Source organism: Mycobacterium sp. NGS63 (assembly GCF_059812295.1).
Window position 1 is genome coordinate 603,500 of the sequence record NZ_JCALCJ010000001.1, and the last position, 13,310, is coordinate 616,809.

11 protein-coding genes and 1 tRNA gene are annotated in these 13,310 nt (G+C 66.5%); 4 read left to right on the forward strand and 8 right to left on the reverse strand.

Going from position 1 to position 13,310, the window contains the following annotated elements; all coding sequences use genetic code 11:
- Nucleotides 1-62 precede the first annotated feature (62 nt).
- The 5 genes from cydB to AC5Y4Z_RS02710 all read right to left on the reverse strand — a co-directional run bounded on the left by cydB (nucleotide 63) and on the right by AC5Y4Z_RS02710 (nucleotide 4,744).
- Complete coding sequence (cydB, locus tag AC5Y4Z_RS02690; protein WP_499960706.1) at nucleotides 63-1,112, reverse strand: cytochrome d ubiquinol oxidase subunit II; 1,050 nt, start codon at nucleotides 1,110-1,112, stop codon at nucleotides 63-65.
- Between the two features lie 27 nt (nucleotides 1,113-1,139).
- Nucleotides 1,140-2,582 carry a cytochrome ubiquinol oxidase subunit I gene (locus tag AC5Y4Z_RS02695; RefSeq protein ID WP_499960708.1) on the reverse strand — a complete coding sequence of 481 codons (1,443 nt, stop codon included), beginning with the start codon at nucleotides 2,580-2,582 and terminating at the stop codon, nucleotides 1,140-1,142.
- Nucleotides 2,583-2,649: 67 nt separating this feature from the next.
- A complete protein-coding gene (locus tag AC5Y4Z_RS02700) occupies nucleotides 2,650-3,978 on the reverse strand; it encodes an adenylate/guanylate cyclase domain-containing protein (protein ID WP_499960710.1) in 1,329 nt (442 codons plus the stop codon).
- Between the two features lie 32 nt (nucleotides 3,979-4,010).
- Nucleotides 4,011-4,508, reverse strand: coding sequence for a DUF488 domain-containing protein (locus tag AC5Y4Z_RS02705; protein ID WP_499960711.1), 498 nt, complete (start codon nucleotides 4,506-4,508; stop codon nucleotides 4,011-4,013).
- Nucleotides 4,509-4,588: 80 nt separating this feature from the next.
- The gene (locus tag AC5Y4Z_RS02710; RefSeq protein WP_499960713.1) at nucleotides 4,589-4,744 is read right to left on the reverse strand and encodes a hypothetical protein; all 156 of its coding nucleotides are present in this window, start codon (nucleotides 4,742-4,744) and stop codon (nucleotides 4,589-4,591) included.
- A 200-nt stretch (nucleotides 4,745-4,944) separates the two neighbouring features.
- Here AC5Y4Z_RS02710 and AC5Y4Z_RS02715 point away from each other — a divergent pair, with 200 nt between their 5' ends.
- Nucleotides 4,945-5,619, forward strand: coding sequence for a hypothetical protein (locus AC5Y4Z_RS02715; protein ID WP_499960714.1), 675 nt, complete (start codon nucleotides 4,945-4,947; stop codon nucleotides 5,617-5,619).
- A 1,766-nt stretch (nucleotides 5,620-7,385) separates the two neighbouring features.
- On the opposite strand, the gene AC5Y4Z_RS02720 is transcribed toward AC5Y4Z_RS02715, so the two are convergent.
- A tRNA-Leu gene (locus AC5Y4Z_RS02720) sits at nucleotides 7,386-7,459 on the reverse strand.
- Nucleotides 7,460-7,532: 73 nt separating this feature from the next.
- On the opposite strand from AC5Y4Z_RS02720, the gene AC5Y4Z_RS02725 reads away from it, so the two are divergent.
- Nucleotides 7,533-8,147: an ANTAR domain-containing response regulator gene (locus tag AC5Y4Z_RS02725; RefSeq protein WP_499960716.1), complete on the forward strand. Its 615-nt coding sequence runs from the start codon at nucleotides 7,533-7,535 to the stop codon at nucleotides 8,145-8,147.
- 74 nt (nucleotides 8,148-8,221) lie between these two features.
- Here AC5Y4Z_RS02725 and AC5Y4Z_RS02730 read toward each other — a convergent pair whose 3' ends face one another.
- Both AC5Y4Z_RS02730 and AC5Y4Z_RS02735 read right to left on the reverse strand, forming a co-directional pair.
- Complete coding sequence (locus AC5Y4Z_RS02730) at nucleotides 8,222-9,424, reverse strand: lipid-transfer protein (protein ID WP_499960718.1); 1,203 nt, start codon at nucleotides 9,422-9,424, stop codon at nucleotides 8,222-8,224.
- Nucleotides 9,421-9,864 carry a Zn-ribbon domain-containing OB-fold protein gene (locus tag AC5Y4Z_RS02735; protein WP_499960719.1) on the reverse strand — a complete coding sequence of 148 codons (444 nt, stop codon included), beginning with the start codon at nucleotides 9,862-9,864 and terminating at the stop codon, nucleotides 9,421-9,423. The genes AC5Y4Z_RS02730 and AC5Y4Z_RS02735 overlap by 4 nt, the downstream gene beginning before the upstream one ends.
- Before the next feature lie 134 nt (nucleotides 9,865-9,998).
- Here AC5Y4Z_RS02735 and polA point away from each other — a divergent pair, with 134 nt between their 5' ends.
- Both polA and AC5Y4Z_RS02745 read left to right on the forward strand, forming a co-directional pair.
- Complete coding sequence (polA, locus tag AC5Y4Z_RS02740; RefSeq protein WP_499960928.1) at nucleotides 9,999-12,659, forward strand: DNA polymerase I; 2,661 nt, start codon at nucleotides 9,999-10,001, stop codon at nucleotides 12,657-12,659.
- A gap of 114 nt (nucleotides 12,660-12,773) precedes the next feature.
- Nucleotides 12,774-13,220: a DMT family transporter gene (locus AC5Y4Z_RS02745; protein WP_499960720.1), complete on the forward strand. Its 447-nt coding sequence runs from the start codon at nucleotides 12,774-12,776 to the stop codon at nucleotides 13,218-13,220.
- The last annotated feature ends 90 nt before the right edge of the window (nucleotides 13,221-13,310 follow it).

The window sequence follows — 13,310 nt, forward strand, 5'->3', positions numbered from 1 at the left end:
CCGTAACGCGGCCGATGCCCGCCACAGTCGCGGGTCCAGCGGCGCGCGGGACTCCTTGGCGGTCAGGACGCCCGCCGCGCGAGGCCGATCGGCGGCGGTATCCGTTCGGACGAGATCCGCTGCCGGAACACCCAATACGTCCACGCCTGGTATGCGACCGTCAGCGGGGCCATGATCGCCGTCACCCAGGTCATGATCTTCAGCGTGTAGGGGGTCGACGAGGCGTTGTAGATCGTCACGCTCCACGCGTCGTTCAGCGTGGACGGCACCAGGTTGGGGTACAACGCGCCGAACAGCAGGACGACGACCGCGGCGACCACCACCGCCGTGCACGCGAATGCCCAGCCGTCCGAGGTGCGCCGCCAGACCGAAAGCACCGCCGCCAGCTGCGCGACCACCGCGACGCCCAGCGCGACCCACGTCCAGGCCTTGCCGTGCGCCAGCTGCGTCCAAAGCCCAAATCCCGCAACCAGTCCCGTCACCGGAAGCGACAACCACACCGCGAACCGGTGCGCGTCGTCGCGGATCGTGCCGGAGGTCTTCAACGCGACGAACACCGCGCCGTAGAGCAGGAACAGCCCGGCGGTGGCCAGCCCGCCCAGCACGGTGTAGGGGTTGAGCACGTCGGTGATCGACAGGTGGATGCGGCCGGCGGCGTCGACCGGCAGGCCGCGCACCAGGATGGCGAACGCGACGCCCCACAGCACGGCGGGCAGCCACGAGCCGGCCGCGATCCCGAAATCGGCCCAGCCGCGCCACTTCGTGTCGTCGATCTTGCCGCGCCACTCGATCGCGACGGCGCGCAGGATCATCCCGAACAGGATCGCCAGCAGCGGCAGGTACAGCGTCGAGAACACGGTGGCGTACCAGCCGGGGAACGCGGCGAACATCGCCGCGCCGCCGGTGATCAGCCAGACCTCGTTGCCGTCCCAGACCGGCCCGATCGTGTTGAGCGCGGTGCGGCGGTGCAGCTCCGGATCGCCGGTGCCGGAACGGCTGAAGCGCGCCAGGGGCTCCATCAGCATGCCCACGCCGAAGTCGAAGCCCTCCAGGATGAAGAACCCGAAGAACAGCACGCCGATGAGGCCGAACCACAACTCCTGCAGTCCCACGGGTCAGCTCCTTTCCGGGTCGGCGCCCTAGTACGCGAAGGACAAGGGCGCGACCTCGTCGTCGCCGGGCGCGTTGGGCGGCGCCGGTTCCGCGTCGTGCTCCTGCGGTCCTTCGACGATGTAGCGCCTGAGCAGGAAGACCCAGACGACCGCGAGCACCGCGTACGTCAGGGTGAACGTCACCAGCGAGGTGACGACCATCGCGGGGGCGTGGTCGGAGACGCCCTGGGCGACGGTCAGGCGCACCTGCTGGTCGCCGGTCGGGTTGGGCACGACGATCCAGGGCTGGCGCCCCATTTCGGTGAATATCCAGCCGGCGCTGTTCGCCAGGAACGGGGTCGGGATGGTCAGCAGCGCGAACCACGCGAACCAGCGCCGGCGGGGCAGGCGGCCACCGCGGGTCAGCCACAACGTCGCCAGCGCGAACAGCACCGGGACCGCCATCAGCCCGATCATCGCGCGGAACGACCAGTACGTGACGAAAAGGTTGGGCCGGTAGTCGTTCGGCCCGAATCGGTGCTGGTAGTCCTGCTGAATGTTGCGCACACCCTGCAGGGTGACGTCGCTGAATCGGCCCTCGGCGAGATACGGCAGCACGTAGGGCACCTCGATCACGCGGGTGAGGGCGTCGCAGTTGTTCTGCCGGCCGATCGTCAGGATGGAGAACTGCGGATCGGTTTGGGAGTCGCACAACGATTCCGCCGACGCCATCTTCATCGGCTGCTGAATGAACATCAGCTTGCCCTGCCGGTCGCCGGTGAAGAACAGGCCGACGGCGGCGAGCAGCGCGACCCAGCACCCCAGGATGGCCGCCGGGCGAAACAGGGTGCGCGGATCAGTGCGCGAACGCACCAGCGACCACGCGCTGACCGCGGCGACGAACGTCCCGGCGGTCAGCAACGAACCCGCCACCGCGTGCGAAAACGCCGCCTGCGCAGTGTTGTTCGAGAGCAACGCCATGATGCTGTCCAGCTCGGCGCGGCCGCTGACGGGGTTATAGTGGGCGCCGACCGGGTGTTGCATGAACGAGTTCGCCGCGATGATGAAGAACGCGGAAACGTTGACCCCGATCGCGACGATCCAGATGCACGCCAGGTGGACCAGCCGCGGCAGCCGGCTCCAGCCGAAGATCCACAGGCCGATGAACGTGGATTCGAAGAAGAACGCGGCCAGGCCCTCCATCGCAAGCGGTGCCCCGAAGATGTCGCCGACGAACTTCGAGTAGTGCGACCAGTTCATCCCGAACTGGAATTCCTGGACGATGCCGGTGGCCACGCCGATGGCGAAGTTGATCAAGAACAACTTGCCGAAGAACTTGGTGAGGCGATACCACGCGGTGTTGCCGGTGGCCACCCACACGGTCTGCATGATCGCGATGAGCGGGGCCAGGCCGATGGTCAGCGGCACGAAGACGAAGTGGTAGACGGTGGTGATACCGAACTGCCACCGTGAAATGTCGACGACATTCATCTGTCATCTCCCCGAGTATGGCAAACTACGACACAGTGTAGTAGATCGGTTTCGCTAGCGCCACGGGTCAGACGCGCGCCGTGCGGGGTTCGTCGGCGAGCAGGTCGGCGGGCTCTTCGGGCGCCTTGCGGCCGATCAGGTACCAGGTGCGCATCGTGCCCTTTCCCTTGACGTCGATGCGGCCGCGCTCCTGCAGCACGAACTCGTCCTTGAGGCGTGCGTACATCGCCTCAGGCACCTGGATGCGTCCCGCCGAGTCGGTGGATTCCATCCGGGAGGCGACGTTGACGGCGTCGCCCCACACGTCGTAGAAGAACCGGCGCGCGCCCACCACGCCGGCGACCACGGGCCCGCAGGCCATGCCCACCCGCAGCGGCACCGGCCGGCCCTCCGGATCCTTCAGTCCCGCCGCGACATTGGCCATGTCGAGCGCGAAATCCGCCAAAGCCTGGGCGTGATCGGGACGCGGGCGCGGGACCCCGCTGACCACCATGTAGCAGTCGCCGCTGACCTTGATCTTTTCCAGCCCGTGCTTGTCGACCAGCGCGTCGAATGCGCCGTACAGGCGGTCGAGGCCGCGCACCAAGGAGGCGGGCGACATGGTGCTGGCCCGCTCGGTGAACCCGACGATGTCGGCGAAGAGCACCGAGGCGTCGTCGTATTTGTCGGCGATGACGCTGTGGCCGGGTTCCTTCAGCCGCTCGGCGATGCTGGCGGGCAAAATGTTTTGCAGCAACGCCTCGGAGCGGTCGTACTGGGCTTCCATGACCGCCTCGGCGCGCGCGGTGTCACGCAGGGCGAACCACACCGTCACGACCACCACCACGATGCTGGAGACGGTCGAGATGACGAAGCCCGCCGAGACGGCCCAGGCCGGCTGCAGCCCGGTGTCGCGCGGGAGCAGGAACTCCACCGCGATGATCAGGCCGGCCGCGACGGTCGCCAGCGCCGAGGCCAGCACGATGTGTTCGATGCCCAGCAGCAGCACCACCAGACAGGCCCCGACGAGGAAGAACAGTTCGGCTCCCGAACCGGTGCCGGTGTCCCAGGCGGTGGCGAAGACCGTGACGTAGGCCGCGCCGATAAAGGTAAGTGGCGCAACCAATTCCCCGAACCGCTGCAACCACGGGACCGCCGCAAACGTCGCCATGGCGGCGGCGTTGACGCCGCTGATCTGCCACGTCCAGGTTCCGGTGACGACCTGCATGACCATGAACGTGGCGCTGACCAGCACCGCCAGCCACGAGGCGATCGTGAGCGCTCGGGCCCGGCGGGCGGCGCTGTCGGCGTAGTGCTGATTGCGGTCACGGGTCTGGGCCCGCACCGCGGCGACGCAGTCCGGGCGATTCGGCGAGCCGTCCGACCGAGGTGGGGCTCCGCATTTCTTAGCCGCCACGATTCACAGCGTAACCGTTGTTCGGGGTGTGCCTATTCCTTCTCTTGGGCGAGCCAGTCCGACTGTCGGTGCAACGACAGCGTGCCGTTGGGCATGATGTGCTGCACTTCGCGGCCGTCGCGGCTGGCCAGGTCGGCGATCATGCGCCGGTGGCAGCGCCACCAGGTCGGCTCCCCGCACATCACGGCCACGTTGGCGGTCTCGGCGTCGTCGAGCAGCCGGCGGTACGCCTCCTGGAATTCGGGCGTGCGGGTGTGCGCGGCGTAGTTGGCGAACGACGCGTTCTCCCACCACTGGTCGCGCGGTATCGGGGTCTTCGGCGGCTTGCGCCGCCCGCCGAGGTCCGGCTCGTGCCGGTAGGCGATGCCGGCGGCGTTGAGCCAGTCCGGCATGGCCTGCTTCGACACGTCGGGGTTCCGCCGCGAGCCCGGGAAGCTGCGCACGTCGACCAGCAGCGTGATGTCGTGGCGGCGCAGCGCGGCGGTGAGTTCCTCGGCGGTTTTCGCGCCGTGGCCGATGGTGTACAGCATGATCGCGGTGTGGCGGCGCCAGGGAACGGGCGGCTAATCGTTGTTCGGCGGCCGGCCGGAACCGTCGCGCCTACCAGTCTTCAGTCGGTCGGGTGTTCGACGAGAGCCTGCTCGACTTCTCTGCTCACGCGGTCCCTTTCGTCGCGAAAGTACCCGGCGGGGTCGCGCAGGATCCGCTGCTCAACGTACTCCGCCTCGCGGCGCTGATCTTCGCGCTGTTCGATCTCGACTGCCATCGCTATCACCCCTTCCGCGACCGTGTGGCATTACCGTACGTCCAACCCAGTGTAGGCGGAGTCAGGTGACATCGAGATGCCTTGAGATCACCCGTGCCCACGAAAATTGTGGGCAAAATGTGGTCACGGGAGCCCTAGTGGCCCGCTGAAAGCGCCGAACTTCGCACGCACGGTCTCACGCGGTTCTACGATCGCGGATTGTGGCGAACCCTGCGCAACTCTTGCTGAGTCAACTCCAGGCATGGAAGGGCTCCACACAACAAAATCCGGCGGGGATCCGAGGATTGAACAATCCCGGCCATGAGTGGACAGCACACCGGATCGCCGTTCGCCACCTCGACTCGATCGACGAGCTGCTCAACCAGATGGCGGTCGCCGGGCGAAACACGGCCGTTTTCCGTCGGCATTATCAGACTTGGGGCGACCTTGTATTCGCCTATCCACATGGCTGGTCCCAGAACGGCACAGCCACTATGGATCAGACGGCCCTTGACCATCTTGAGAACCTCGCCGATCGCTTGGAGGATTTCGTTCCGGTTTTGAATCCCGGTGGTCTGGACGACATCCGGGCGTACGCTCAAGGAATTCAGGACCTGCTCGATGAAGATCAATCGATCAACAACGTGCTTAAAATGCACGTCAGGCAGGTCATCGCGCACCTGAATTGGTGTATCGACAACTACGATGCTGTTGGCGACTTCGACCTGCAGGAAGCCCTTGAACGCCTAGCGGCGGCGGTCATCCACGCCGGATCGGTGAGCACAATGACGGGCCAGTGGAGGGCGCGCATGAATGCCTTCGTGTGGCCGTTTGTAATAAACGTAATAGCGGCGATCCCAGGCAACGCTTTAGCTCAGCTGGCGTTAGGCCACTGAGGACTCCCAGCTATGGGCTAGCTATGGGCCGTAATCATATCTTTACGGAGTCAAACACGACCGCGGCCTTGAACTGACGTTTCGCAATATGTCGGCTCGAACCATCCGAATAGGGTGCCGTGGCATCTTGCTGGCCACGGTAGCCATCGTGGTGTACTTGCAGAAACGCCTGCGCCGGCGCAGATTGGCGACCAAACACGGGGGCCTGAGAACGCTGGAAGCGTGGAAGGAACCTTGTGGAAATCAATACTTGCGGCGGCCAGCAGCGTTCTGTCTTTACCGCTCCCTTCCGCTGGGATCGCACACGCGGATTACTCCGATCAAGAATTCATGTCGCTCCTCGCCAACCAAGGCATAACCGGACACGACGCATCCACGCTCATTGGGACAGGCCGGGTGTGTGCACGGAAATCGAGACAACCAGTCGTTCGCTGGGTTTGATCGGAGCCGAAATTCTCAACCTAGGCCAAGCGTACGGGTCAGGTGACAGCTTGGCCGACCCGCAAAAGTGGAATACCTCGTGGGCGCCGCGATCGCAGTCTATTGCCCGCAATTCAAACACGCGTCGGGCAATAGAACAAAACATCAGTGCCAATTAAGGCGGCGGCGGTGGTCCTAGTGGTGGGATCAGCGGCGGTCCTGTTGGGATACCGGGCGGCGGCCCTGGCTGAGCCGGCCAATCTGTGCACTGCCCCTGACCCAGGAAGCCGCCGTACCGGCATACCGTGTAGCTGCCGTCTGGGTGCGTACAGATTTGCCTAGTCACACCGGTCGGAATCAGGTCGAAATACTCCGGCATACGAATGCATTGATCGTCCGCACGAACTGCAGCACTACCAACTAATGCGCTGGCCAGCATCGCCAAGGCACCAGCTAACGCCGCAGCCAACTTCTTGGTGGCGGCTCGGAGCACGGCATTCATACCGGATGATGCTACGTCTTCGTTAATGCGGATGCTACGGTTCTCGTAGCCGCTTCATATATAGACTTTTGGGCTAGTGAGTTAGCGTTCTATCGGCCGAAATCGTCGTCCCGGCCTCCTCCGCGCTCGGTGATCTCGGTGATCTCGGTACCGGCCGTGGATGGGCTGAATTCTGGATCGGGATCATCTACGCCGCACTATCTGTCCAAGGTGGTGGGCCCCTGATCTGGGCAGCGCGTACGTCTATTGCTCCCAAAACGGGAAAGAATGAAGAAGCTTTGATGTCGTTTTCAGCGGGAGTCCGGGCGAAGGGTCCATGATTACGGCAACCGGCGATCGCAGTCTATTGCGCGCAATTCCAACACGCATCGGCCCGTAGTACGGCGGAACTAACGCCAACGCGACTTCAGCAACGGGACTCAGCGATACAAACGTCGCGGAAAACTCCATTCGTACGCTGGCGCTTCTCATCGACGATGGCCCTGGGAACGGCGGCACGCTCACATTCGGCTACGCACTAAGCGCGTCCACGACTCAATATTGCATCGTTCTTCCGCTGGTTGGCTAGATGGGTTCCCGCGGTCGGCGCGGGGATGAAACGCACGCGGACAATCTGTCATGATTCACGCGTTTGCTGGCGAGGACGTTGACGCGGGGGGCTTGGTCCCCGACAACGCCGATTGCGTTGGTGAGGGCCTTGCTGTCGTGGAAGTCTCCGTTCAGGCGACCGTACGCTTGCCGCGGAGTTTTCCTAGCTGAATCCCGACGGCCAGACCACAATTCGGTAGCTTGACCGGGTATGCGGGTGGCACAAGCCGGGATACTTTTGCTCGTACCCGCGCGGTGCCCTCGGTGAGATTCGAACTCACACTGTACGGGTTTTGAATCCGTTTCCTCTGCCAGTTGGGATACGAGGGCTCGATCCGGCCTCCCACCTTAGATGAAGCCCCCGGGGTTCCTGGCCACAGCCGCCCACGACACAATGTCGGTCATGGCAGGCCCCACGACCGACACCGACGCCGCTGTACAGCGCCGGGTCCTGATCGCCGAAGACGAAGCGCTCATCCGCATGGACCTGGCGGAGATGCTCCGGGAGGAGGGTTACGAAATCGTCGGCGAGGCCGGCGACGGGCAGGAGGCCGTCGAGCTGGCCGAGCGTCATAAGCCGGACCTGGTGATCATGGACGTGAAGATGCCCCGCCGCGACGGGATCGACGCGGCCTCGGAGATCGCCAGCAAGCGCATCGCGCCGATCGTGGTGCTGACCGCGTTCAGCCAGCGCGACCTGGTCGAGCGGGCCCGCGACGCCGGCGCGATGGCGTACCTGGTGAAGCCGTTCACCATCAGCGACCTGATCCCGGCCATCGAGCTGGCCGTCAGCCGCTTCAGCGAGATCAGCGAGCTGGAGCGCGAGGTGGCGACGTTGTCCGACCGGCTGGAGACCCGCAAGCTGGTCGAACGCGCCAAGGGCGTGCTGCAGACCAAGCAAGGCATGACCGAGCCCGAGGCGTTCAAGTGGATCCAGCGTGCGGCGATGGACCGGCGGACCACCATGAAGCGCGTGGCCGAGGTCGTCCTGGAAACTCTCGACACCCCCGCCGAATAGCCGCGAGCGGCCGCGTCTGTACGCCGACACGCCGTCAAGTGCGTACATTTGCGGGCGCTCGCGCCCGGAAAGAACTAGCGCGCGACGATCACCGACGAGCCGTGACCGAACAGGCCCTGGTTGGCCGTGACGCCGACGGTGGCGTTCTCCACCTGCCGGCCGGTGGCCTGACCGCGCAGCTGCCACGTCAGCTCGCACACCTGCGCGATGGCCTGCGCGGGGATGGCCTCGCCGAAGCAGGCCAGCCCGCCCGACGGGTTGACCGGGATCCGGCCGCCGATCGCGGTGGCGCCGCTGCGCAGCAACGACTCGGCCTCGCCCTTACCGCACAGCCCCAGGTGCTCGTACCAGTCGAGCTCCAAAGCCGTGGACAGGTCGTAGACCTCGGCCAGGCTCAGGTCCTCGGGCCCGATGCCCGCCTCGGCGTAGGCGGCGTCGAGGATCTGGTCCTTGAACACCCGGTCGGGCGCCGGCACCGCCGCGGTGGAATCCGTTGCGATGTCAGGCAATTCGGGCAGATGCTGGGGGTAGCGCGGGGTGACCGTGCTGATCGCGCGCACCGACGGCACGCCCGCCACCGAGCCCAGGTGCTTCTCGGCGAACGACTTGCTCGCCACGATCAGCGCGGCCGCACCGTCGGACGTCGCGCAGATGTCAAGCAGCCGAAGCGGATCCGAGACGACGGGGCTGGCCAGCACGTCGTCGATCGAATTCTCCTTGCGGTAGCGGGCATTCGGGTTGTTCAGGCCGTGCCGGGAGTTCTTGACCTTGACCTGAGCGAAGTCCTCGAGCGTGGCGCCGTAGAGGTCCATCCGCCGCCGAGCCAGCAGCGCGAAGTACACCGTGTTGGTCGCGCCGATCAGATGGAACCGCTGCCAGTCGGGGTCATTCTTACGTTCGCCCCCGACCGGCGCGAAGAAACCCTTGGGCGTGGTGTCGGCGCCGATCACCAGCGCGACGTCGCAGAAGCCGGCCAGGATGTGGGCCCGCGCGCTCTGCAGGGCCTGCGAGCCGCTGGCGCACGCGGCATAGCTTGAGCTGACCGGAATCCCGTTCCAGCCCAGCTTCTGCGCGAACGTGGCGCCCGCGACGAACCCGGGGTAGCCGTTGCGGATGGTGTCCGCGCCGGCGACCAGCTGGATCTGGCGCCAGTCCAGGCCGGCCTCGGCCAGGGCGGCGCGGGCGGCCACGACGCCGTACTCGGTGAAGTCGCGCCCCCACTTGCCCCAGGGGTGCATCCCGGCGCCGAGGATGTACAGCGGTTCGGGCGCGCTCATGAGGAGACCTTCCATGCGTGCACGACGCGCACGACGCCGTCGTCGTCGGTGAACAGCGGCATGGTGGTCAGCTCCATCTCCATGCCGACCTTGAGGTCGGCGGCCAGCGTGCCCTCGACCACCTTGCCCAGCACGATCAGTCCCTCGTCGGCCAGCGAGACCGCGGCGACGGCGAACGGCTCGAACGGGTCCGGCGAGGGGTAGGGCGGCGGTGGTGCGTACCGGTTTTCGGTGTAACTCCACAGCGTGCCCCGCGTCGACAGCGCGACCGACTCGAGCGCGTCGTTGGCGCAGCCCGGGTTGGGGCAGTTGTTCTCCCGCGGCGGGAAGACGTAGGTGCCGCACTGCGGGCATTTGGCGCCGATCAGATGCGGGTTTCCGGCGTCATCGGCGGCGAACCAACCGTCGATCGCGGGCTGTGGGCTGGTGACCTCTGGCACCGGGCCAGCCTACCCAGCGCGGCCACAAAACTGAAACGTGTTGCAGTTCCGTTGACGGCGGAAGCGCGTCACACCGAGTGCTTAGAGTGAAACCCGTGCCGATCGCCCCCGCGCAAGAAACCAAGCCGACCCTGATGCTGCTGGACGGCAACTCGCTGGCGTTCCGGGCGTTCTACGCGCTGCCCGCCGAGAACTTCAAGACCCGCGGCGGCCTGACCACCAACGCGGTCTACGGATTCACCGCCATGCTGATCAACCTGCTGCGCGACGAGGCGCCGACGCACATCGCGGCGGCGTTCGACGTCTCGCGGCAGACGTTCCGATCCGAGCGCTACCCGGAGTACAAGGCCAACCGGTCGTCGACGCCCGACGAGTTCCACGGGCAGATCGACATCACCAAGGAAGTGCTCAACGCGCTGGGCATCACGGTGCTCTCCGAGCAGGGCTTCGAGGCCGACGACCTGATCGCCACCCTGGCCACCCAGGCGGAGAACGAGGGCTACCGCGTGCTGGTGGTCACCGGGGACCGCGACTCCCTGCAGCTGGTCAGCGACGACGTGACCGTGCTGTACCCGCGCAAGGGCGTCAGCGAGCTGACCCGGTTCACCCCCGAGGCCGTCGTCGAGAAATACGGGCTGACCCCCAAGCAGTACCCCGACTTCGCCGCCCTGCGCGGCGATCCCAGCGACAACCTGCCCGGCATTCCTGGGGTCGGGGAGAAGACCGCGTCGAAGTGGATCGCCGAATACGGCTCCCTGCAAAGCCTGGTCGACAACGTGGATTCGGTGCGCGGCAAGGTGGGCGACGCGCTGCGGGCGAACCTGGCCGGCGTCATCCGCAACCGCGAGCTCACCGACCTGGTCAAGGACGTGCCGCTGGCGCAGACCCCGGACACGCTGCGGCTGCTGCCGTGGGACCGCGACCAGATCCACCGCCTGTTCGACGACCTCGAGTTCCGGGTGCTGCGCGACCGGCTGTTCGAGACCCTGGCCGCCGTCGAGCCCGAGGTCGACGCGGGTTTCGACGTGCGCGGCGGCGCGCTCGAGGCCGGGGAGCTGGCCGCGTGGCTGGCCGAGCACAGCTCGGGGCGGCGCTTCGGCCTGGCCGTCGTCGGCACCCACCTGGCCTACGACGCCGACGCCACCGCGCTGGCCATCGTCTCCGCCGACGGCGACGGCCGCTACCTCGACACCTCGGCGCTGGATCCCGACGACGAGGCGGCGCTGGCATCATGGCTGGCCGACCCGGGGCCGCCCAAGGCGCTGCACGAGGCCAAGCTGGCGATGCACGACCTGGCAGGGCGGGGCTGGACGCTGAACGGCATCACCTCCGACACCGCGCTGGCGGCCTACCTGGTGCGTCCGGGGCAGCGCAGCTTCTCCCTCGACGACCTGTCGCTGCGCTACCTGCGCCGCGAGCTGCGCGCCGAAAACCCTGAGCAGCAACAGCTTTCGCTGCTCGACGACACCGAGGGCATCGACGACCAGGCGGTGCAGACGCTGATCCTGCGGGCCGTCGCGGTGCTGGACCTGGCCGACGCGCTCGACGAGGAGCTGGCCCGCATCAACTCCACGTCGCTGCTATCCGGCATGGAGCTGCCGGTGCAGCGGGTGCTGGCGGGCATGGAAAACGCCGGCATCGCAGTGGATCTGGAGTTGCTCGGCGAGCTACAAAGCGATTTCGCCCACCAGATCCGCGACGCGGCCGAGGCGGCCTACGCGGTGATCGGCAAGCAGATCAACCTGGGCTCGCCCAAGCAATTGCAGACGGTGCTCTTCGACGAGCTGGAGATGCCGAAGACCAAGCGCACCAAGACCGGCTACACCACCGACGCCGACGCCCTGCAGAGTCTTTTCGACAAGACCGGCCACCCGTTCCTGCAGCACCTGCTCACCCACCGCGACGTCACGCGGCTCAAGGTCACCGTCGACGGGCTGCTGAACTCGGTGGCCTCCGACGGGCGCATCCACACCACGTTCAACCAGACCATCGCGGCCACGGGCCGGCTGTCGTCGACCGAGCCGAACCTGCAGAACATTCCGATCCGCACCGAGGCGGGCCGGCGGATCCGCGACGCGTTCGTCGTCGGCGACGGCTACAGCGAGCTGATGACGGCCGACTACAGCCAGATCGAGATGCGCATCATGGCCCACCTGTCCCGCGACGAGGGCCTCATCGAAGCCTTCAACACGGGGGAGGACCTGCACTCGTTCGTCGCCTCGCGGGCGTTCGGCGTGCCGATCGAGGAGGTCACCGCCGAGCTGCGGCGCCGGGTCAAGGCGATGTCGTACGGGCTGGCCTACGGGCTGAGCGCCTACGGGCTGTCGCAGCAGCTCAAGATCTCCACCGAAGAGGCGAAGGAGCAGATGGACGCCTACTTCGCCCGGTTCGGCGGGGTGCGCGACTACCTGATGGACGTCGTCGAGCAGGCCCGCAAGGACGGCTACACCGAAACGGTGCTGGGCCGGCGGCGCTACCTGCCCGAGCTGGACAGCAGCAACCGCCAGGTGCGCGAGGCCGCCGAGCGGGCCGCGCTCAACGCGCCCATCCAGGGCAGCGCCGCCGACCTCATCAAGGTGGCGATGATCGAGGTCGACAAGGCGATCACGGAGGCCGGGCTGGCCTCGCGCATGCTGCTGCAGGTGCACGACGAGCTGCTGTTCGAGATCGCGCCCGGCGAGCGCGAACGGCTCGAAAAGCTGGTGCGCGACAAGATGGGCGGCGCCTATCCGCTCGACGTCCCGCTGGAGGTATCGGTGGGCTACGGCCGCAGCTGGGACGCGGCGGCGCACTGACCATGCGCCCGGTCAAGCGCGGTCGCGGTATCTGCGGCGTGCGGGGGGTTTGCGGCGGCCGGCCCCGGGGCAAAACGCACACGACCACGTGTGTGCCCCATAGTCAGGAGTTTCGTGAACGCCGGCTGGATCATCCCCGTCATCGTCCTGGGCGGCGCGCTGCAGACCTGCGGGGCCGCCATGAACGGTCAGCTTTACCGGCACATGGTCAACCCGTGGCTGGCATCGGCGATCTCGTTCGTCGTGGTCACCGTTTTCTTCGTTATCGCGTTCCTGGTGTGGCCGAAACCGCTGCCCACGGCCAAGGACGTCGCGTCGATGCCCTGGTGGGCCGTGATCGGCGGCCTGGTCGGGGCCGTCCAGGTCTACGCCGGCCTCACGCTGGTCAACCGGGTCGGGGCGGGCGCGTTCATGGGTTTCACCGTCTCGTCGGCGCTCCTCATGTCGCTGGCAATCGATCACTTTGGCTGGTTGCGGGTGGACCCGCATCCGATCACCCCGTTGCGGGGCCTCGGCGGAGTTTTGCTGGTGTGCGGAGTAGTGCTGATCGCCAAGTTTTGACGGGCGGACGTCGCGGCGACATCGCCTCGGTGGTTGGCCGGTTTGTCCAGGTTGTGCCATGTCGAGTAGCCTCGATGGGTAAATCCCGAT